20 protein-coding genes are annotated in these 22,170 nt (G+C 39.6%); 2 read left to right on the top strand and 18 right to left on the bottom strand.

Going from position 1 to position 22,170, the window contains the following annotated elements; translation table 11 throughout:
- The 3 genes from HT723_RS11315 to HT723_RS08025 all read right to left on the bottom strand — a co-directional run.
- The coding region (locus HT723_RS11315; protein WP_205403120.1) for a hypothetical protein at nt 1–227 on the bottom strand (227 nt) is incomplete at its 3' end.
- 111 nt (nt 228–338) lie between these two features.
- Complete coding sequence (locus HT723_RS08020; RefSeq protein ID WP_172934999.1) at nt 339–1,973, bottom strand: hypothetical protein; 1,635 nt, start codon at nt 1,971–1,973, stop codon at nt 339–341.
- Nucleotides 1,954–2,703 carry an ABC transporter ATP-binding protein gene (locus HT723_RS08025; RefSeq protein WP_172935000.1) on the bottom strand — a complete coding sequence of 250 codons (750 nt, stop codon included), beginning with the start codon at nt 2,701–2,703 and terminating at the stop codon, nt 1,954–1,956. Before HT723_RS08025 ends, HT723_RS08020 begins: the two co-directional genes overlap by 20 nt.
- A gap of 179 nt (nt 2,704–2,882) precedes the next feature.
- Between HT723_RS08025 and HT723_RS08030 the strand changes: the two genes are divergently transcribed.
- Nucleotides 2,883–4,337 (top strand): alpha-amylase, encoded by a 1,455-nt coding sequence (locus tag HT723_RS08030; RefSeq protein ID WP_001181041.1) that lies wholly within the window; start codon nt 2,883–2,885, stop codon nt 4,335–4,337.
- An 89-nt stretch (nt 4,338–4,426) separates the two neighbouring features.
- Here HT723_RS08030 and alaS read toward each other — a convergent pair whose 3' ends face one another.
- The 13 genes from alaS to HT723_RS08095 form a co-directional block, all read right to left on the bottom strand.
- Complete coding sequence (alaS, locus tag HT723_RS08035; protein ID WP_000811769.1) at nt 4,427–7,045, bottom strand: alanine--tRNA ligase; 2,619 nt, start codon at nt 7,043–7,045, stop codon at nt 4,427–4,429.
- A 21-nt stretch (nt 7,046–7,066) separates the two neighbouring features.
- Nucleotides 7,067–7,552, bottom strand: a complete 486-nt coding sequence (locus tag HT723_RS08040; RefSeq protein ID WP_172935001.1) for an LURP-one-related/scramblase family protein — start codon at nt 7,550–7,552, stop codon at nt 7,067–7,069.
- 292 nt (nt 7,553–7,844) lie between these two features.
- Nucleotides 7,845–8,144 carry a hypothetical protein gene (locus tag HT723_RS08045; protein WP_119947996.1) on the bottom strand — a complete coding sequence of 100 codons (300 nt, stop codon included), beginning with the start codon at nt 8,142–8,144 and terminating at the stop codon, nt 7,845–7,847.
- Nucleotides 8,145–8,212: 68 nt separating this feature from the next.
- The gene (locus HT723_RS08050) at nt 8,213–9,367 is read right to left on the bottom strand and encodes a GIY-YIG nuclease family protein (RefSeq protein WP_172935002.1); all 1,155 of its coding nucleotides are present in this window, start codon (nt 9,365–9,367) and stop codon (nt 8,213–8,215) included.
- Entirely contained in the window at nt 9,360–11,291 is a 1,932-nt protein-coding gene (locus tag HT723_RS08055) for a DEAD/DEAH box helicase family protein (protein ID WP_172935003.1), read from the bottom strand. Before HT723_RS08055 ends, HT723_RS08050 begins: the two co-directional genes overlap by 8 nt.
- Nucleotides 11,288–14,080, bottom strand: coding sequence for a class I SAM-dependent DNA methyltransferase (locus HT723_RS08060; protein ID WP_172935004.1), 2,793 nt, complete (start codon nt 14,078–14,080; stop codon nt 11,288–11,290). The genes HT723_RS08055 and HT723_RS08060 overlap by 4 nt, the downstream gene beginning before the upstream one ends.
- Before the next feature lie 259 nt (nt 14,081–14,339).
- Complete coding sequence (locus HT723_RS08065) at nt 14,340–15,410, bottom strand: ABC transporter substrate-binding protein (RefSeq protein ID WP_172935005.1); 1,071 nt, start codon at nt 15,408–15,410, stop codon at nt 14,340–14,342.
- Entirely contained in the window at nt 15,407–16,180 is a 774-nt protein-coding gene (locus tag HT723_RS08070) for an ABC transporter permease (RefSeq protein ID WP_172935006.1), read from the bottom strand. The genes HT723_RS08065 and HT723_RS08070 overlap by 4 nt, the downstream gene beginning before the upstream one ends.
- Nucleotides 16,177–16,983: an ABC transporter permease gene (locus tag HT723_RS08075; RefSeq protein WP_000753657.1), complete on the bottom strand. Its 807-nt coding sequence runs from the start codon at nt 16,981–16,983 to the stop codon at nt 16,177–16,179. The genes HT723_RS08070 and HT723_RS08075 overlap by 4 nt, the downstream gene beginning before the upstream one ends.
- On the bottom strand, nt 16,964–18,121 hold the full coding sequence (locus tag HT723_RS08080) for an ABC transporter ATP-binding protein (protein WP_000742908.1): 1,158 nt from the start codon (nt 18,119–18,121) through the stop codon (nt 16,964–16,966). The genes HT723_RS08075 and HT723_RS08080 overlap by 20 nt, the downstream gene beginning before the upstream one ends.
- A gap of 159 nt (nt 18,122–18,280) precedes the next feature.
- On the bottom strand, nt 18,281–19,186 hold the full coding sequence (gene murB / locus HT723_RS08085) for a UDP-N-acetylmuramate dehydrogenase (protein WP_172935007.1): 906 nt from the start codon (nt 19,184–19,186) through the stop codon (nt 18,281–18,283).
- 264 nt (nt 19,187–19,450) lie between these two features.
- Complete coding sequence (locus HT723_RS08090; RefSeq protein WP_001291561.1) at nt 19,451–20,668, bottom strand: tyrosine-type recombinase/integrase; 1,218 nt, start codon at nt 20,666–20,668, stop codon at nt 19,451–19,453.
- A gap of 81 nt (nt 20,669–20,749) precedes the next feature.
- Entirely contained in the window at nt 20,750–20,953 is a 204-nt protein-coding gene (locus HT723_RS08095) for an excisionase (RefSeq protein ID WP_000814511.1), read from the bottom strand.
- Here HT723_RS08095 and HT723_RS11625 point away from each other — a divergent pair.
- The gene (locus HT723_RS11625) at nt 20,937–21,188 is read left to right on the top strand and encodes a hypothetical protein (protein WP_001845478.1); all 252 of its coding nucleotides are present in this window, start codon (nt 20,937–20,939) and stop codon (nt 21,186–21,188) included. The genes HT723_RS08095 and HT723_RS11625 overlap by 17 nt on opposite strands.
- Before the next feature lie 225 nt (nt 21,189–21,413).
- Here the strand turns inward: HT723_RS11625 and HT723_RS08100 are convergent, their stop codons facing one another.
- The gene (locus HT723_RS08100) at nt 21,414–21,644 is read right to left on the bottom strand and encodes a helix-turn-helix domain-containing protein (protein WP_000857133.1); all 231 of its coding nucleotides are present in this window, start codon (nt 21,642–21,644) and stop codon (nt 21,414–21,416) included.
- A complete protein-coding gene (locus HT723_RS08105) occupies nt 21,641–22,063 on the bottom strand; it encodes a sigma-70 family RNA polymerase sigma factor (RefSeq protein WP_000804885.1) in 423 nt (140 codons plus the stop codon). The genes HT723_RS08100 and HT723_RS08105 overlap by 4 nt, the downstream gene beginning before the upstream one ends.
- Nucleotides 22,064–22,170 lie beyond the last annotated feature (107 nt).

A 22,170-nucleotide genomic window follows, 5' to 3' on the forward strand; every position in this document is an offset into this window, starting at 1 on the left:
TGAAAATGATTGAGTATCAATATACTATCAATAAATAATATTATAGAAGCAACAATAATTATAATTTCACCTATCTGCGTCATTCTATTTCGAACTTTAAATATATGTTCTATCAAAAATACTTGAATCACACACATTATAGGAATGAATGTTTTTGAAATTGAAAAATATCCCAATAAATAAACTATAAACAACAATAATAGAACTATATTATATTTCTTATTCAAAACATTCCTCTCTATATTTTTGATTACCAATCTTAATCATTTACAACTACATTCTAACAAACTATAAAAGCATTTGTCGAATTGAATTTATCAAGCAAGCGACCAACTAGCTCATCTTTTTTCTATTTCTGCCAATATGCGTGACAGGTAGTAATGATAGCCAAAAATAGCAAGAGCAAGCAAGAGGATAAGAACTCCTACTCCCAAGCTGATGGCAAGGACAGGGACGAGAGACCGAACCAAGAATAAGCTCCCTATTACAAGGGCCATTAAGATTGCACTATAAATAAAAATCAAAACTATTGCTACTATACGATTTGAACGGTTTACCAGGTCCGTAATGCTACTCCAATTGGTTGACAGATTTTTCACGTCCTTAAAGTAATTGTGGCAAGAAAGGATGACACTGGCAAGGATCCATGCCACAAGGAGGTAAATCATCGAAAGAATGGGCAAGCCTAGATATAGAGAAAGGCCAAGTAAAGTCAGAACTGGTAAAAAGGACTGGACAGCAAATATAATCCAAAATTTCACTTTCACATAACGAGCAAAGTCAAAGGGTAAACTCTTAAGAAAATCAACATTTTCCCTCTCCAAGGACAAGGCAATTGAATGCAGGCTGGTGATATTGTTATTGACAACTGCTATAAACACTCCTACAAAAAACAAAGGTAACCAGTATGGAGGATGAATGTCTGGAACTATCTGAGAATCTCGGATTTTGGAAATCAGACCGATCATCATGAGATAAGGAAGGAAAGCACTTGTAAAAAGCACTGTAATCACGCCAGTCCCCTGTCCCAAGAGGGTGAGGTGGTAGCGTAAAACCATACGGAAAAATCCCTTTTTAGTAGTTGAAATTCTCTCCTTACTGCGACGTTCTTTCTTGACCTTCTCCTCACTGTTAAGCAGAATCACGTCATAAAAACGAGGAAAAACCTTCTTTTTGCTCAAGTAAAGCAAGAAGACAGTTAGTCCTATCCAAGCGAGCAGACCCAGGATGGCTTCTGTCGAAAAAGGCTCCACTGCTATTTTGTAAAAGAGATGAATAGGATAAAGGAGAAATGGAATGTCTCTAACTTTGTCAACAATACGTCCAGAAGTCGACTGTAGAAAGAAGACATATATTAAAGGTATGAGAACTCCTATCCCAATCATCACATTCGAAAAAATAGACTGATACTTTCTGAAGACCCTAGTCTGAGCCAAGAAATGTACTGCCACTACCATCACTAAAGTAACAGAGACAAATAATAAGGCCAAGGACAGTAGCATCAAAGGCAAGCCCAGCCAAAGAGAAGGTGCTAGCCTAATATAGAGGGCTAGAAAATAAGCTGGGATTGGTAAAATTCCAGTTAGAGCTGGCAAGAGAACAGACAGTCCTTTAGCGATTATAATCTCTGATTCTTTAAAGGCATAGGGCCTATAAGATGCCAAGTCCTTACTCTCATAAAAGACATTGTAAAAGGCAGTTAAAGAAGTTGAAAAGGCAACCACTAGTAAAATAGCAACCATGAAACTAAAATAAACAGGCATTTCCTCAAAAGGAAAATGAATGGCTATAGTACTAAAAAAGATGAGCATCAAGAGACTGAAAAAAATGTAAGAACTTAGGACTCTAGCGGAAACATTTACTTTTTTCCCAGGATTCTTAGCCTGCTTCTTTCGTAGGTTAGCCAGATTAGCTTCTTGAGATGAATAGAGGATATTGATATCAACTAATTTTTTAATGACCTTGAGACGCATCTGAAACCTCCTCTTTTCTACCAGCAAGGCTAAGATAGATACTTTCTAAAGACTGGTCTGGATGGTCTTTTCTCAAGTCCTCTACGCTACCACAATAAATCAAATGTCCCTTTTTCAAAATGGCAATCCGATCACAGACTTGCTCAGCTACCTCTAGGACATGAGTTGAAAACAAGACCGTCTTGCCTTTTTGTACATGTTCCTTCATCATTTGCTTCAAATCAAAGGCAGCCTGGGGATCCAAACCAGTCAAGGGTTCGTCCAAAACCCAAATATCGGGATCAGACAAGAGTGCCCCAATGACAAAGACTTTTTGACGCATTCCGTGAGAAAGGGTTTCAATAACCTGATAACGATTTTCAGCAAAATCAAAAACGTTCAATAGCCTAGCTAGACTAGCCTCCAAGTCAGAGCTAGTCAGATCATAGGATGAAGCAATCAATTCCCAAAATTCATTGGCCGTTAAACGTAAAAATAAGTCAGGCGAGTCTGCTACGTAGCCAATCTTTCGTTTAATAGCCAAGCGATTTTCCGATAACTCCTGACCGTCTACCAAAATACGACCACTGCTGGGTGAAATGATACTGACTAGGGATTTTATAGTGGTCGATTTTCCAGCCCCATTATGGCCAATCAAGCCCATAATCTCCCCATTTTCAATCTGCAAATTGAGATTGCTCAAAGCCTCTTTATCACCATACAACTTACTAACATTTTGAAATTCAATCATGGGATGACTCCTATCTTTATCTATATCACATACTATTATACTAGCACTTTGATACAAAAAAATCAACACTTTATTTTAAGTAGATACAATAGTTTCCTTCTATTCTTACGCAAACGTTTGCGCCAAGAGATACTTTATGATAGAATAAAGAACAAGATTGACAAGTAAGAGGAAACATCATGCAAAATCAAACACTCATGCAATACTTTGAATGGTATCTGCCCCACGACGGTCAGCACTGGACACGTCTGGCTGAAGATGCTCCACACCTAGCTGATCTCGGTATCAGTCATGTCTGGATGCCACCAGCTTTCAAGGCTACCAATGAAAAAGATGTAGGTTATGGTGTCTATGACTTATTCGACCTAGGAGAGTTTAACCAAAAAGGGACTGTCCGCACCAAGTATGGTTTCAAAGAAGACTATCTTCAAGCCATTCAAACTCTAAAAGCACAGGGAATTCAACCTATGGCTGATGTGGTTCTCAACCACAAGGCTGCTGCCGATCACAGGGAAGCCTTTCAGGTCATCGAAGTGGATCCTGTAGACCGTACAGTTGAACTTGGAGAACCCTTCACCATCAATGGCTGGACTAGTTTTACCTTCGATGGTCGCCAAGATACCTACAATGACTTCCACTGGCACTGGTACCACTTCACAGGTACAGACTACGATGCCAAACGTCGTAAGTCTGGGATTTATCTCATCCAAGGGGATAATAAGGGCTGGGCCAACGAGGAATTGGTTGATAATGAAAACGGAAACTACGACTACCTCATGTATGCTGATCTAGACTTTAAGCATCCTGAAGTCATCCAAAATATCTATGACTGGGCTGATTGGTTCATGGAAACGACTGGTGTAGCTGGTTTCCGCTTGGATGCCGTTAAACACATTGACTCTTTCTTTATGAGCAATTTCATCCGTGATATGAAGGAAAAATACGGTGAGGATTTCTATGTTTTTGGTGAATTTTGGAACCCAGACAAGGAAGCCAACCTAGACTATCTTGAAAAAACGGAAGAACGATTCGATCTTGTCGATGTTCGTCTCCACCAGAATCTCTTTGATGCTAGTCGAGCAGGTTCCAACTACGATCTTCGTAGCATTTTCACAGATAGCTTGGTTGAACTCAAACCTGACAAGGCTGTGACTTTTGTCGACAACCACGATACCCAACGAGGTCAGGCTCTTGAGTCTACCGTTGAAGAATGGTTCAAACCAGCAGCCTATGCCCTCATTCTGTTACGTCAAAATGGCCTTCCATGTGTCTTTTACGGAGACTACTATGGGATTTCAGGGCAGTATGCTCAAGAAGATTTCAAAGAAGTCCTTGACCGCCTCCTAACCATCCGAAAAGATTTGGCCTATGGAGAGCAAACAGACTACTTTGATGATGCTAACTGTATCGGTTGGGTACGTTCAGGTGCTGAAAATCAATCCCCAATCGCAGTCTTGATCTCAAATGACCAAGAAAACAGCAAGTCAATGTTTATCGGCCAAGAATGGGCTAACCAAACTTTCGTAGATTTACTTGGAAACCACCAAGATCAAGTTACAATCGATGAGGAAGGTTATGGACAATTCCCAGTCTCAGCTAGATCCGTAAGTGTCTGGGCAACCAATACAATCTAATAACTCATAATAATCCAGCCAGATCCAATCGGATTTGGCTTTTTTGCATTCACAAAAAGACCTACCCAAATGGATAGATCTTTACTTGATTACAATTTACCTGCTACTGCATCCAACAATTCTTGGATTTTAGCTTGGTTGCTTCCTCCTGCCATGGCCATGTCTGATTTACCACCACCACGTCCATCGACGATTGGTGCTAATTCTTTGACAAGGTTTCCTGCATGAAGGTCTTTTGTCTTGCTGGCTACAAGGACATTGACTTTGTCACCGATAGCGGCAACTAGGACAAGAAGATCAGAGTAGTCTTTTTGTTTCCAGTTATCTGCAAAAGTACGAAGGGCACCGGCATCGGATACAGACACTTGACTAGCAATGTAACAATGACCGTTGACTTCCTTAACATCTTTGAAGATATCGCCTGCGGCTGCAGCTGCGGCTTTTTCTTTCAACTCAGCATTTTCTTTTTGAAGTTGACGAAGTTGTTCTTGAAGTCCTTCTACCTTGTGAGGTACTTCCTTGACTTGAGGTGCTTTCAAGGTTGCTGCGACAGCTTTAAGAGCATCCTCTTGTTCACGATAGGCTTCAAAGGCTTCCTTACCAGTCACTGCCAAGATACGGCGAGTTCCTGAACCGATTCCTTCTTCTTTGACAATTTTGAAGAGACCAATCTCAGAAGTGTTGCCAACATGAGTACCACCACAAAGTTCAATAGAGTAGTCACCGATAGTCACGACACGAACTTCCTTGCCGTATTTCTCACCAAAGAGGGCCATAGCTCCCATTTCTTTAGCAGTGTCAACATCCGTTTCAACTGTCTTCACTTCAAGTGCTTCCCAAATTTTCTCGTTAACTTGCTGTTCAATCGCACGCAATTCTTCAGCAGTCACTGCTTGGAAGTGGGTAAAGTCAAAGCGAAGGAATTCAACTTCGTTAAGAGATCCTGCCTGTGTTGCGTGGTTTCCAAGGATATTGTGAAGGGCAGCGTGAAGCAAGTGAGTAGCAGTGTGGTTTTTCATAACACGGTGACGACGATTTGTATCAATTGCTAAAGTATATTCTTGGTTCAAGGCAAGCGGTGCAAGGACTTCAACAGTGTGAAGAGCTTGTCCGTTTGGTGCTTTTTGAACATTGGTCACAGTAGCCACAACCTTACCTGACTCATCCAAGATTTGTCCGTGGTCAGCTACCTGTCCACCCATTTCAGCATAAAATGACGTTTCCGCAAAGATAAGAGAGGCAGTTCCTTCTGAAACAGCTTCTACTTCTGCATTGTCCGCCACGATAGCTACCAATTTAGAAGACAATTGGCTAGCATTGTAGTTGAAGACACTTTCTACAGTGATGTTTTGAAGAGTTTCATTTTGCATACCCATTGAGCCACCCTTGACAGCTGACGCACGCGCGCGTTCTTGCTGTTCTTTCATGGCTGCTTCAAAACCTTCACGGTCTACAGTCATACCAGCTTCTTCAGCGATTTCTTCAGTCAATTCAACTGGGAACCCATAAGTATCATAGAGTTTGAAGACATCTGAACCAGCGATAACAGATTGACCTTTTTCTTTCAAGTCTGCTACAATGCCTTGGGCAAAGTGTTGACCTGAGTGAAGGGTACGGGCAAATGATTCTTCTTCGCTCTTAACGATTTTCTCAATAAAGTCACGTTTCTCAAGCACTTCTGGGTAGTAGCTTTCCATGATTTTTCCAACAGTTGGAACGAGTTTGTAAAGGAAAGGCTCGTTGATACCCAATTTTTGACCATGCATAGAAGCACGACGAAGAAGACGACGAAGGACATAACCACGACCTTCATTTCCTGGAAGGGCACCATCACCGATGGCAAATGAAAGTGAACGGATGTGGTCAGCGATGACCTTGAAGCTCATGTTGTCGCCATCTTGGTCATAAACCTTACCAGACAATTTCTCGACTTCACGAATGATTGGCATGAAGAGGTCTGTTTCAAAGTTTGTCTTAGCCCCTTGGATAACCGCCACCAAACGCTCCAAACCAGCGCCCGTATCAATGTTCTTGTGTGGCAATTCCTTGTACTCGCTACGAGGAACAGCAGGGTCTGCGTTAAATTGTGACAAAACGATGTTCCAGATTTCGATGTAACGGTCGTTTTCAATATCTTCTGCAAGTAAACGAAGACCGATATTTTCTGGGTCAAAGGCTTCTCCACGGTCAAAGAAAATCTCTGTATCAGGTCCAGAAGGTCCCGCACCGATTTCCCAGAAGTTGTCCTCGATCGGAATCAAGTGACTTGGGTCCACTCCCACTTCAATCCAGCGGTTGTAAGAATCTTTATCATCTGGATAGTAAGTCATGTAAAGTTTTTCAGCAGGGAAATCAAACCATTCAGGGCTTGTCAAAAGCTCATAAGCCCAAGTGATAGCTTCGTCACGGAAGTAATCTCCAATAGAGAAGTTCCCCAACATTTCAAACATGGTATGGTGACGTGCAGTCTTCCCTACGTTCTCGATGTCGTTGGTACGGATAGCCTTTTGAGCATTGGTAATACGTGGATTTTCAGGAATAATGGTCCCGTCAAAGTATTTCTTAAGGGTTGCTACCCCAGAGTTGATCCACAAAAGAGTTGGGTCATTTACAGGAACCAAGCTCACTGATGGTTCTACTGAGTGACCTTTGGTCGCCCAGAAGTCAAGCCACATTTGGCGTACTTGTGCACTAGATAGTTGTTTCATATCGTCTCCTTATTTACTTGTTTAATGTGATTGGCTTTCTAGCATTTCCACATAGTCAATCGCGACACAGAGGGAAATGACTAGATCTGCGTAAGCGTCCTCCAGAACCGTTAAGGTATAGGTAGAGGTCAAATGGAAGAGTTCCTTCTTAATTTCCGCAATCAGCTGATCGCGATCATCCAGCAATTTGAAATTCAAATCCCAGATATTGCCCTCGATACGAAGACCTAGATTATCAAACTCATACTTATCTCGCCAGAAGGTCAACTTCTTGCGAATGACAAAACTCGAGCCATCCCGAAGCTGAATCCCAAAACGAGGAAGCAAGGTCAAGATTTCTTTACTAATCTGACTGACTTGTTCACCATTAGCATCATAGATGGTAAAAGTTTTGGGAATCTTAAAAAATGATCCCTCTATCTGATAGGCGATTTCTCCCCTGTCATCCTTGATAGCGAAGCGTTCGCCTCCAAGGCGAAACTTTTGTTTGACAAGAAATGTTTTCATCAACACCTCCAAAAATCAAAAGACAAGCTCATATCACGAAGGGCGAAAAACCGCGGTACCACCTTCATTCAATGAACTTGTCATTCTCTTGTTCTTATGCAATTGTTAAATTGAGTAGCATGACTTCCTAGCTTAGATGGCTCGCAGCACCGCCATTTCTCTGGACTAAGACAAGAGAAAATCAATTCTCAACTTTCTTATTATAACGTTTTTTTAAGCTGGCGTCAACTGGAAATGATTCTAACCAATAGTAGTGTGGTAGGAGAGAAGATATTTTGCCTTCTAACACTGTTTAATAGGTTTCACCTATACCCAGACGCTTCCACTCAGAAAACTCCACCTTGAACAATTCTGGGGCTTTTGTAGCCTTATCATATACCACAACGTAATAACCTTTTTTATTCCAGAACTTGCCTAAAATCTCAGCGTCTTCCAATTCAGCCTCATAGTCTAACATCTCATATCGTTGTGTTTCTTTGACTGTTTCCTCTTTTTTATCATTATCAACCCCAACAGTGACAAAATTTACACCTATAAAGATAACCATGTAAAACAATACCAAGGCAAAGCCCAAACCCTTTAATAACTTCATTTTCTTTTCTCTACTTTCTTCTTTTGTGTTCTCTAAATATTAAATAATCTTATAAATAGTGTCTTTCTTTATTTGAATCTAATTTCAAATCCAATTTTTTCAATCACTTCTTGGATTTCATCTAGCGATACTAAAAACCATTCTTTAGGAACAAAGCTCTCTCCATTTGGTGCTATTAATTCTATGTCTAACTGTTTGTCTGCAAAATAATGATGAAGAGTCGTTTCTAATTTTAGAGCGCTAAAATTCTGAACCTCAAAACTAGCTACTAAACGGACAGGAGCATAAAGATAGGTTCCTTCTCTTTCTGCATTTGCTAACCGTTTGGTAATTTGATCCTCTGTAAAACCGATTTTATAGAGATTACTAATGTTGGCAATTTGAGGATTGCTACTCAAGGATTTCACCACATAGATATATCCAGTTGTAATTCGTTCACCCGGACTAATGCCAATCATCACATCATCTATCAATTCGGTTACCATTCGTCCATGTCGGGTTCTATCGTGTAAATTTGAGACAAAAGAACGGAGTAAGGCCTTCTTATTTTCTGTACCATTTTCATATACGAGATGAAGTTCAGCGTTTGTATAGCCATTCTTGTCAGTGAAGTCTTCTCCTTTAGAAACAACATAAACCATTACTCCATTATCCACATAGAACATACCAGGTTTAATTTCTTTTTCTTTTATCACATCAGGCTTTCTGACTTGACGACGACCTTCACTAATTTCATCATGAACACGAGTAAATAATCCTTGATAATTTTCAAAGTTTCCCATCCGTTTACGTGTTCGTGTTTTATCACGCGCTTGAATCGTTCGTTTATAACGTGAGACATCAAATAAAGATTTTTCAGCACTATTTACTGACTCAAACAATTCATCTGATAAAATATCTGTTAAACTAGCAGGACTTGAAATAGGGGTCTCGGACTCAACTATATCTATTTTTAATAGTCCAAATTCATCATAAGGTTCTAACTTTCGGATGCTATCAGGAGATTTTCTAATACCATTCAATCGAGAAAATAAACTGCGTTCTTTAATATTTCTAGACTTTTGTGGCTCTTGCCCATTATTCTCTCTCACCCAATCTATAATTTCTAAAAATTTCTCTACTTCATGATCTGTAACTATTTTTTTCTTAGGTTTTAAAAGGGCTATTAAATGTTCAAAATCAGAATCGTTAAATATGTCATTTAAGTTTTTAAAATCAGTCATTACCGCTCTCCATCTTCAGCTTCATCTGAGACAACTGTAACAAAGCATAAGCAAGTCTCTGTTCGTACTTATCATGACTTGATTTATCTGGATGACGACCATTTTCATTTAAAAACTGCTTAATTTGAGGATAAAGAATTAACAGTTCTTCTTCAGAAAACTCCATCTTCTGACCATCCATATAATCTTGTATTAGACGCAAAGTCGGAGCATCAATTTCACGTGATATAACTTCGTAAGCTCTCTGGAAAGGATTAATCTGATTAATCAAATCAATGGATAACTCATCAATATTCACAAATTTATCTGCCATTTTTAGAAAGTCTGTTTGCCCTACTCCCTCTTTCCGTTCAGCTGATTGAACTACCGATTGACTAATAAACTGTTGACGAACTTCTTCAACTTCAGCCCCACTTAAGTCAGGATAGATTTGTTTAATGATAGCTGGAATCATTTGCTTATTAATGACTTCTGCATCCGTTCCCGCAGCAATTGCAGTTTGGATACGCGGTTCTTGTAAGATACTAGCACGTAAGTCATTCATGTCATTTTCTATGATATCTTTTGTTCTTTGAGTAGTCGGCTCTTTTAAGCCTTTCACAAACATTTCGGCACCAGAAGATTTCTGGTCTTCTCGATCTTTTCGTTTGAACTTGAAATTTGGTGCTAAAACAGACTCCATCAATAGGCTAGCTGTAATAGCCTTCATAACATTATTCACAGCAAAGAAAACTTCATCATCTTGAGCATCTGGTTGGGAAATAAGATTGGTAAATTGAGCATGCGATTTATTGGAACTATCTCGTGTTACTCGACCTATAATCTGAACAATTTCTGTTAGCGACTGACGATAGCCAATCGTCAAAGCATACTCAGCATAAGGCCAGTCAAAACCTTCTTTAGCCATACCAAGTGCGATAATGATATCGAGATCATCTAAATTGGTCATCTTGTTTAGATAATCCTGTACTTTTTCACGCCCTTCTTCCGTGACAAGGTCAGCAACCTTCAATACACGACCTGTTTCCTCAGTAACCAACCATAATCCAGTCTTAGGATCTGGAACAGCTTGCCCCAGTTCGTCTAAAATTCGGTCAACTTCATCATACTTATCCTTAGTTGACTCACCCGAGTTTACATTGGGAATATGAATAATGGTTTTCTTGCTTGTGTCCAGTACTTCGTGCAAAGCATCCGTGTAACGACCACGATAAAAGTTATAACCCATGGCAAAACTTTTCAGATATTTGTACCCCTCCAACTGTTCATAATAAGTATAGGATACCTTGTCGAATTTTTGCTCATCTTCAGGTGCCAAAATAGGTACAGAATCTCCACGGAAATAAGACCCTGTCATAGCCACTACATGGGCTGTTGAATTAGCTAATATGTTTCTCAAGGCATTCCCTAAAACTGAATTATCATCTTGAGATACATGATGAAATTCATCGATAGCTAAAAGAACATCATTAAAATCACTATCAGCCAGCTGTTCAAAGGCAAAACGCAAGGTGGCATGCGTACAGATTAAAACTTTATCGTCAGGTGACTCTGAATTCATAAAGTCTACAAACTGTTTTACCTTACTTTTGCTGGTTCCTTGTTCAGTCAAATTATTTTTGGGAAGAACTTCCCAATCCCAGTAAAAACCATAATCTGTCAATTTTGTTGAACGAAAGGATTTTCCGATAGATCTTTCTGGAACAGCTATGATAGCTTTTTTCAGACCTTGAGCATGTAGTTTATCAAGAGCAATAAACATCAGAGCTCTCGACTTCCCAGAGGCAGGAGGCGCCTTAATCAGTAAGTGTTGAGAAGTTCTCTTAGCATATACACGCGCCTGCATTTCACGCATTCCAAGTGCATTATTTGATTGACTAGCACCTGTACCATTGTAATTGATTTCAAATATATTTGAGGTCATTTCGCTTCCTTTTCTGTCATTTCTTTGTACAGATTCAATAAGACACTGAGCCTTTCTTCATCTGATTCAAAAGTTTTTTGCTGGTAGGCACGTTCTACGATACCATCAATTTTTTCATGTGCTTGGCGAAGACGTTCGTTCATCGGCTTATTGGCTCCACCGTACAATTCAGCCAAGGTTCCACCTTCTTCTTCTCGAACATCCAGCATTTCAAAAACAGCATCCTCAAGCATACTTTTCCGAGATTCCGAAAGTTCTGGAATTGGGAATGTATTATAAACCAGTCCAGCTGAATAACGATAATCTGTCTTTAATTTACCACCAATTGAACGAAGCCAAACCATATGCATTTTGGATTCTAAGATACCAAGAAGCCAGATAGGAGCATTGTAAATAACCATGGCAGAATTAGATATGACCGTATCATCTCCTACAAATCCCATAGGTACATAATCTCTAAATTCTGATGAGGTACACGGAACAACAATAGCTTGACAACCTTCTATATCGCCTTTTTCATATGCTTCGTCCCATTCACCTCGTTGTACAAATTTCCATGGCGTAGATGCAGTTTCTCTTGTTCCAGCAGCCTTAGAATTCAGGCGTTCTTGCCTTACATTTTCAAATAATTGATGGAATTCCTGGATCTTATCTAATTTAGTATATTCATCTTGATCAATCCAAGTAGTATATCTAAAATTTCCATTGATATACTCATCTGCTCCAATATACTTTTTAAAATACACTTCAGTTTCAGGATATCTTTGAACTAATTTATTTTTATCATCATTTGTCAGTATTAGATATTTACTTCTTGGTATATTCCCAAAGACTATTTTTGGAAAATTATTTAACTTCTCTGTATCATTGTGATTAGATACAATAATATCATCTGCAAAAGTCAGGTAGGGATTTATATTCTTTCCATAACTTTCTCCCTTATCACTATATATGATTCTTTTCTTATCATTTTTATTTGAAAATCCAATAATCGTAACTGTGACCCCTGCATTATGGGCCGCACTATTGTTCCATTTAAAAGATTGATACGCAAAGGAAATTTGACCATATCGTAGAAGAACATTCCACAAAATTGAAACTTGTTCACCTTGATTTATTGAATTTGTTGTTACAAAAGCATATTGAGCATTTTTACCATAAATAAGGTGAGTTGCCTTATAAAACCATCCCGAAATATAATCTAATTTTTTAGAAGAAATTTCTGAACAAATCACATTTTCTAGTTCCTTCTTTTGTTCCAAGGTCATTTTTTTAGAGCCTATATACGGCGGATTTCCAAATATATAAACTTCGTCATCTTCCTTAGCATTCAACACAGTTTCCCAGTCAATTCTTAGAGCATTCCCACAGACGATATTTCCAGCTTCTCTTAAAGGTAATAGTCTTGGATGGACATCAGCAAGAGCTTCTTCCATTTCCACATTCATCTGGTGTTCTGCTATATACAAGGATAGCCTTGCTACTTCATGAGCGAAATCATCCAATTCAATTCCTGAAAACTGGGATAGAGAAATCTTAGATGCATCAGCAATCAATTCTCCTTGATAAACAGCTTTTTCATTCAAGGAGTCACGAATTTCACGCTGTTTGACTAAGATATTAATCTCTAAACGACGAAGTTCTTTATAGGTAATGATGAGGAAATTTCCAGAACCACAAGCAGGATCTAAAAACTTGATAGAGGCCATACGAGTGAGTAACTCTTCTAACTTGGGTAAGATTTGTCGTAATTCCTTGCGACGATGTTCCTCACTAAAGTCACCACCTCCTATATAGTAATCAGCTCGTTCTTCTAATTCCGTAAATGCTGCTCGTAAATTATCTAAAAATAGTGGTTTGATGACCTTCATAATATTGGGCACGCTAGTATAGTGCATACCCGATGTTGATCTCGCTTCTGCATTTGCCACGGTTTGAATCATTGAGCCCAAAATATCTGGATTGATTTCATTCCAGTTTAGCAATTCTCCTGCTTCAATGAGTAATTGACGAGTTCTTTTATTGAAAATAAGGTCATGATGTGGCTCTGAAAAAAGCTTACCATTTACATAGGGAAAATCTGATAACCAAGACTCCAAATCTTGACGACTAAATTCAGGCATATCTAAAACAGTAAATAGTTTTCTAACACACTCATTCAAGTCAGAAGCATCTTCGGATGTCCTCATCTTAATAACATTTGTGAAAGCTCCCTTGGAGATGATATTTGTATCTTCTGCAAATAGTAGAAAAAGAACACGAATCAAAAATAGATTAAATGATTTACCATCAGTTTCAGTGATTGCTAGTTCAGGATTGATAGAAATTAGTTCATCATAAAGTTTGGTGAAACGCTCTGCCGCTTTTACATCAGCAGGATTTTCCTTATCATAATCAATCTTTTCAATACCATTCCAAGGTAAGAAGAAATCACAATGGGCTGGTAAATCATTAAAAGAAATTGCTAGAGTTAGCCCTGTCTGTGTATCCTTTGCATATAATTCTTGAAAATCTGTTGTAATAATAAATCGAGATTTACGAACCTGATCCTCCAACTCTTTATCAATCTCAGTCAGAGCAAGGAATGGCTGATTTTCAACTTTACGAAAATACAATTTGTTTTTTATTATAAAATCATCAGATGCCACTTTACTTGCTCTTGTTATGGTCGTTTTAGTAATGTCAAACAATGAAACAAATTCAATAATGAATGTCGATTTATTAAGATTCTCTACTAAAACCTTAGTTCTATCCTCAATCTCAGTGATATTTAATAACTTTTTAGCCATTAGATACCTCCAAGAAACGCAAAAAGCCTACTGAATTTTCAGTAGGTTTCAATCTATATTTTTTGCATTTTTTTTATTAGGTTATATATATATATATGCATTTGCGTAGTCTGGCTCATTTTGAACTCCTTTAGAATTAAAGTTTCAGAGATGCTATAAACAATACTAATAACTCTCTGCCTAAAACTATTATACCATAATTTCTATTTTTTCTAAAAAACGAACCAGCTTGACTGATTCGTTTCGTGACTGCTAACTCCTACTTCCGATACATTTTAAACTGTAGGAAGAGGTCGCTATATTTTCCTGTCCATTTATGGTCAAATTTCTCATAAACTTCTAGGTGTTTCATGGTTTCAGCATCTGGATAGAATGCCTTGTCTTCTTTTTTCTCCTCTGGGAGTAATTCCTTAGCTGGTAGGTTTGGTGTTGAATAGCCGACATACTCTGCATTTTTGAGTGCATTTTCAGGTTTCAACATAAAGTTGATAAAGGCATAGGCGGCATCTTGGTTTTTGACGGTTTTGGGAATGACCATATTGTCAAACCAAAGGTTGCTGGCCTCAGTCGGTACCACATAGCGTAGATTTTCGTTTTTTTCCAGCATTTGGCTGGCTTCCCCTGAAAAGGTCACACCGATAGCAGCGTTGTTCTGAATCATGTAGCCCTTCATCTCATCCGCCACAATAGCCTTGATATTTGGAGTCAGCTTGTAGAGCTTATCTACTGTCTCTTCCAACTGCTGGGAATCCTTGGAGTTGAGGCTGTAGCCAAGCGAGTTAAGCCCTAGTCCCAATACCTCACGCGCACCGTCAAAAAGCATGATAGAGTTCTTATACTCTGGCTTCCAGAGGTCATCCCAATGCTCAGGCGCTTCATCTACCATGGTTTCATTGTAGACAATTCCTAATGTTCCCCAGAAGTAAGGGATGGAGAATTTATTGCCTGGGTCAAAGGACTGGTTGAGAAACTCTGGTCCGATATTTTCAAGACCTTCAAGTTTTGAATAGTCAAGCGGTAGCAAGAGGTCTTCGTCCTTCATCTTATTGATCATATATTCACTAGGGATGGCAATGTCGTAGGTCGTTCCACCCTGCTTGATCTTGGTATACATGGCTTCGTTGGAGTCAAAAGTCTCGTACTGAACTTGAATTCCTGTTTCTTCTGTGAATTGCTCCAAGAGTTCAGGATCGATATAGTCCCCCCAGTTGTAGATGACCAGTTTTTGACTATCTCGGCTATTGATTTTACTATCGAGATGAGTCGCAATTCCCCACAAGACCAGGATAATGGCTACAATTCCTGCTAAAAATGAATAGAGTTTTTTCATGCTTTCTCCTCCTTCTCACGTGAGATAAAGTAATATCCAACCACTAGGATAATACTAAAGAGAAAGACAAGGGCAGACAGGGCATTGATTTCTAGCGAAATCCCCTTGCGAGCACGAGAGTAAATCTCGACTGATAGGGTTGAAAAGCCATTTCCCGTTACAAAGAAGGTCACAGCAAAGTCATCTAGCGAATAGGTGAAGGCCATGAAATAACCTGCAATGATAGACGGAGTCAGGTAAGGAAGCATAATTTCCTTGAACATCTGAAATTGACTGGCACCAAGGTCATAGGCCGCATGAATCATGTCGCCGTTCATTTCCTTGAGACGAGGCAAGACCATCAAGACCACGATAGGAATGGAGAAAGCCACGTGACTAGATAGAACGGTCAAAAAGCCAAGTGAAAACTTGAGTTGGGTAAAGAGAATCAAGAAGCTGGCACCAATCATAACATCAGGCGCAACCATGAGGATATTATTGAGTGATAGAAAGGCTTCTTGATATTTCTTACGAGACTGGTAGATATAAATAGCTCCAAAAGTCCCGATAATGGTCGCTATCAAGGCTGACAGAAAGGCCAAGAAAAAGGTCTGAGTCACAATTAACATAAGGCGACCATCACTAAACATAGTTTTAAAATGACTCAAGCTAAAGCCTGTAAAGCTATTCATGTCATTGCCTGCGTTAAAGGCGTAGCCAATCAAGTAAAAAATCGGCAGGTAGAGGACAAGAAAGACCAGTCCCAGATAAAGGTTGGCAAATTTTTTCATCGTTCTCTCCTTTCCTTAGTCACCCACATAGTGATGAACATGGTCAGGATGAGAATCACACCGATGGTTGAACCCATACCGTAGTTGTCATTGGTTAGGAAGTTCTGCTCTATGGCTGTACCAAGAGTGATAACTCGGTTCCCACCAATCAAACGGGTCAGCATGAAGAGACTCAAGCTTGGAATAAAGACCGACTGAACTCCACTTCGCACTCCATTCATAGACAGAGGAAAGATGACATGACGGAAAGTCTCCCACTTGGTCGCACCGAGGTCATAGCTGGCATTGATGAGATTGTTGTCCATATCGTCCAGGACATTGAAAATGGGCAAAATCATAAAGGGAAGCTCGATGTAACTTGCGACAAAGATAAAGGAGAAATCGGTAAAGAGCAACTGTTGTGAGCCGATTCCGATGAATTCCAAGAATTGGTTAATAGAGCCATTCTGACCAAAAATCCCGATAAAAGCATAGGCTTTAAGGAGCAAATTGATCCAAGTAGGCAGGATAATCAGCATAAGCCAGAGTTGACGGTGCTTGAGACGGGTCAAAAAGAGGGCTGTTGGATAGCTGATAAGCAAGGTCACAAAGGTCACAATTCCTGCATAAAGCACAGAGTTAAAGCTCATTTTTAGGTAGGTCAAGTTTTGTGACGCAAAGTAGGACTTATAATTTTCTAAACTGAACTGGCCTTCGATGTTGAAAAAGGATTGACCGAAAATCAAGACCAAGGGTGCCAGGACAAAGAGGGCAATCCAGAGCATGTAGGGCACTACAAAGAGTTTAGATCTTGTTTTCTTCATCTCTTTCCTCCTCGATTGCATTGATCAGACCTGCTTCTTGCTCTTCGATTTCCACGTATTCTTCGATACGAGCATCGAACTCTTCTTCGGTTTCGTTGAGACGCATGATGTGGATGTCTTCTGGTTCAAAGTCCAGACCGATTTCCTCACCAACAATGGCCTTACGGGTTGAGTGGATCATCCATTCATTCCCAAGTTCGTCATAGGCGATAATTTCATAGTGAACTCCACGGAAGAGCTGGGTATCGACCTTAACTTGGAGCTTGCCTTCTTCAGGAAGGGTAATGCGCAAGTCCTCTGGACGAATCACGACCTCAACAGGTTCATTTGGCTTCATCCCCCCATCAACCGCTTCAAAGCGTTTGCCGTTAAACTCAACCAAGTAGTCCTCAATCATGGTTCCTGGCAAGATATTTGACTCACCGATAAAGGTCGCAACAAAATGGTTAATCGGCTCATCGTAGATGTCCACAGGTGTTCCAGACTGGACAATCTCGCCATCATTCATGACGAAAATCCAGTCACTCATGGCAAGAGCTTCTTCCTGATCGTGAGTAACAAAGACAAAGGTAATGCCCAATCGTTGTTGCAGTTCCCGCAATTCGTACTGCATGTCTGTTCTTAATTTCAAGTCCAGCGCTGACAGAGGCTCGTCCAACAAAACCACACGGGGTTGATTGATGATGGCACGGGCAATTGCCACACGCTGACGTTGTCCTCCAGAAAGTTTGCGGATGGAACGTTTTTCATACCCTTCCAACTGAACCATCTTGAGAACTTCCGCTACGCGTTTCTCGATTTCTTTCTTGTCAATCTTGCGCAAGCGGAGCGGAAAGGCAACATTTTCAAACACATTCATATGTGGAAACAAGGCATAGGATTGGAAGACCGTATGGACGTCTCGCTTGTTGGTTGGGATATCATTGATGCGGACACCGTCTAGCATGATATCTCCTGTCGTCGCATCCAGTAAACCTGCAATGATGTTTAGGATGGTTGATTTCCCTGAACCAGATGCGCCTAAAAGGGTATAAAATTTCCCTTCTTCCAACTCAAAGTTGATATCTTTGAGAACCTTGGTGTTGCTGTCTTCAAAAACTTTTGAGACGTTTTTGAATTCAATAATTGGTTTTTTCAATTGTCATTTATTCCTTCTTTTTCATAGATTAACAGATCAGGGCTCTGTCAGGCCGCCACTACCTCGTGTAGGAGATTGAACTGCCTACATTCTTCTGCACTAACGATAGGCTTTCACCCCCTTTCCATGACATAGCAGCAGCTTTTTAGCTAAAGCTTCCTACTTGCTTTCACCTAAGATACGGACTTCTCTTTCAAGCGTGATACCTGAGTGTTCCTTGACTTTTTCGATAACAGACTCAATCAAGTCTTCGTAGTCTTTAGCCGTTCCATCTGCAACATTGATCATAAATCCTGCGTGCTTTTCTGACACTTCTACGCCACCGATACGATAGCCTTTCAAGCCAGCTTCTGAAATTAATTGACCTGCAAAATGCCCTACTGGACGCTTAAAGACCGAACCACAAGATGGATATTCCAAAGGTTGCTTGAGTTCGCGTAGGTGCGTCAAACGGTCCATTTCCTGCTTGATAACCTGATGGGTTCCTGGGGCTAGGGCAAATTTAGCTGACAAGACAACTGCACCAGACTCCTGAATGGCTGAATGACGGTAACCAAAAGCCAAGTCTTTAGCAGACAGGGTTTCGATTTCTCCATCCTTGGTCAAGACCTTACAAGACTGCAAGATGTGGGCAATCTCACCACCATAGGCACCTGCATTCATAAAGACAGCACCACCAACACTTCCAGGAATGCCACAAGCAAACTCAAAGCCGGTCAAACTATGACGGAGGGCAATGCGAGTTGTTTCAATCAAGTTAGCCCCTGCTTCTGCTTCAATGGTATAGCCATCAACGGAAACGTTATTGAGCTTGTCACACAAGATGACAAATCCACGAATCCCACCATCACGAACGATGATGTTGCTAGCATTTCCAAGGACCATCCAAGGAATATTTTCTTGATTGGCAAATTTGACAACGCGAGCCAACTCAAAACGATTTCGTGGAAAGACCAAATAATCGGCCTCTCCACCTACTTTTGTATAACTATAGCTATGCAAGGGTTCTTTAAAACGGATATCAATCCCTTCTAAGATTTCAAGCATTTTTTCTTTTACTGACATGACACTCTTCCTTTTACAAAATTCATTCCATTATACCATTTTTAAGACCATTTGACGACCCTAAAAAAATCTTGAGCTTATTTTAAACAAAAACAAAGTATAAATTTCTAATTATCTTTTTATATTTTCTTAAATGCTCGTAAAGCCTTATTCTATGTGCTTTCGAGTATTTTTACTGTAGGAAGATACTTCACGTTTCTTTGCATATTTCCTCATGTCTTAGCTGTCAGAAGTGGTAAATAAGTAGTAAATTCATTTGTACTACTAAGCAACAAGACGCTCCTGTTGCTTCTCTTTATTCAAGCGTTTCATTTCTGCCATTGCAGAATCGAATGTTGCATGTGCGTAATAGTTCAGCGTCATGGCTATATTAGCATGTCCCATAATGTACTGTAATGCCTTTGGATTCATTCCTGCATTTGCATAGTTGGTACAGAATGTATGTCGCAAACTATGTGGAGTGATGTGTGGCAATTTATCCTCGTTATACTTATTGTATTTCTTAACAAGACCTTTCATCATGCCGTTGTAATCACTTGCCACTTTTGGATAGTTCTTTCTATTAAGAAAGAGGAAATCACTATATCCATCAATCTCAACACGCTTATCATTCTTTCGATTCGCTAACACTCGCTTAAATGCTTGATAGGCTTCTTCAACCATAGGAACTTGACGTTCGCCACTTTTGGTCTTTGGTGTTTCAATGTAGTACCCAATTTCAGTATCTCTCAATAGCTGATGGTCTATATTGACAAGACGATTCTCAAAATCTAAATCTGGAAGTGTCAAACCACCAAACTCTGAAATACGAAGACCTGTTTTTAAGAGTATCAGAATTTCATCATAATTTTTGCTGTAGGTTTTATCAGCTTTTGCAAAGGCTAACAGTTTTTCTTCCTGTTCTTCTGTTAGTACGGTCTTAGGGACAGTATCATCATCAAGAACTGCTTTCAGTTGAAAGTCAAATGGATTCTTCCGAACACAATCATCTTGTATAGCAATATAGAATGAAGCCTTTAAAGAACGTTTGTAGTTATTGATGGTTTGATAAGCATAACCATTTTCACTCATTCTAATAGCCCATTCTTTAGCGTCTGATGGCTTAATACTGTCAATACTTCTTACACCTAACTTGTCTTTCTTCAAAATATCCATAAGATATTTGCGTCCAGTTTCAGTGTTTTTTCTAACCTTTGGTCTTTGAGCGTTCTGTTTTGCGTAAAGCTGGCAGAGTGTCATTTTCTTTCCTACAACATCAATACCATCATGAATGTCTTTCTGTAACTCTGCGATTTTCTCTCTAAGTGAGATACAATCACGCTTTCCTGCTGGTACTCGGTCTGTAGCCACAAGTTTCCACGAGTAAACAAATTGCGGTTCTCCAAATGAATCTATATATTTGTATAAGTATCTTCCGTCTTTTCGTTGGCTCTCTCCAGTCTTTAAGATTCGACCTTTATTGTCACGTCTTTTTTCTGACATGGCATTTGCTCCTTTCCTTTATGGAAAGAGCCTTGATACGACTTAATACTATTTTATCATATACAAGACCCTTTGGCGACGCTAGATTGCGTCCAATGTATCTATAATTTTTTCAAATTGTTTTCGTTTAATCTGAATACGATTGCCATTCATAATCAGCCAATTTGCATTTTTATTTTCCTCTGCCAAGCGTCGTAGCTTGTTTTCGCCAATACGAAAATATTTTGACGCTTCTTCAATGGTTAGGGTATAACGTTCCCAAATAGGAATGTCAGTCTGCTTCATAAAATCCTCCTTTCCAAATCACTTATTTGGATTTCATAAAAGTTGTTTTACCAGCAATCGAACAGCTTTAGCAAAGCTCACGGGAGTTCCACCCCTGCATGGTTCTCATGTAGCCATACTCATTGCCTGCGACGGTTTTATCACGCTCGGACTATTGACTGTATGGGAGTATCATTATCACGATAAGAATGTCGTTGCAGGCAATCCTGCTAAAGATTGCTTCTCGGATCACTAACATGAATCGCTCGCTATCTTTATAAGATAGGTCATGGCGGTTAGTTCCGTTGGCTCTTTTCTTATCGAAACGTATTCGATTACTTTTATTCAGTTTTCAAAGAACAATGGCTCGTTAGCCTATCAAAACACATTGAAAGCTCAATATGCTTTGGTGGAATAACAAACCTCCCTGTTCGGGAAGCGTGGAATGGTTTAGCACGCTTCCACGAAAGGAGAGAGGATATTACTTAATTTCAAATGACAAAATCTTTGTAATCAGTCTGGTTTCCATTCTTCCACGTAAGACTTCATCAACGACCATACTTTGATTGCCATATTCATCTTTCATAAGTCGTAGGGAACGCTTCGTTATGTACCCTCTGTAATGATGTAGAATCTGGTTAATCGCTTCGGTATCGCCATCTGTTGCCTTTACAATGAGAGGAAAGGGAATCATAGGATATTGTGTTTTCATTCTTCAAATTCCTCCATAAACTTTTTAATTAAGGCTAGTCCACTGGTTCTATGCCGATAGACAGTAGAACGGTTCAATTTCAACAGGTCTGCAATTTCTGAATCGCTCATGTCCATAAAGTAAAACAGCAGTAGAATTTCACGTTTCTTGTCTGGCAACTCACGTAATGCTTCACTCAACAAATCATTTTCAACGCCTACTGATAACCCATTGAGTGTAAAAATCTGAAAGTCAGTTGAATAGTTATCTGTTGTCGCAAACTGGCTAACAAGATAATCGCCAACATCCGAAAAGGACACCTCACGCTTTGCAATCCTTGAAAGATAAAGCATATAATTCTTTCGCTCGTCTTCCATAGCACGTTTACAGATATAGTCAAACTGATTTTCTATTGTGGTCTGAAAAGAAGATGGTTTCATGTTTCTCACCCCCTTTCTGTCTAGGAAAGGAAGTGAGCCTTGCTCGTTTATCTCCTTTCACTCTTAGTCCCAATGTGAAAGGGGGATTTGTTGCATTACTGATAAAT

Source organism: Streptococcus sp. 2106 (assembly GCF_013277315.1).
GTDB classification, from domain to species: Bacteria; Bacillota; Bacilli; order Lactobacillales; family Streptococcaceae; genus Streptococcus; species Streptococcus pseudopneumoniae.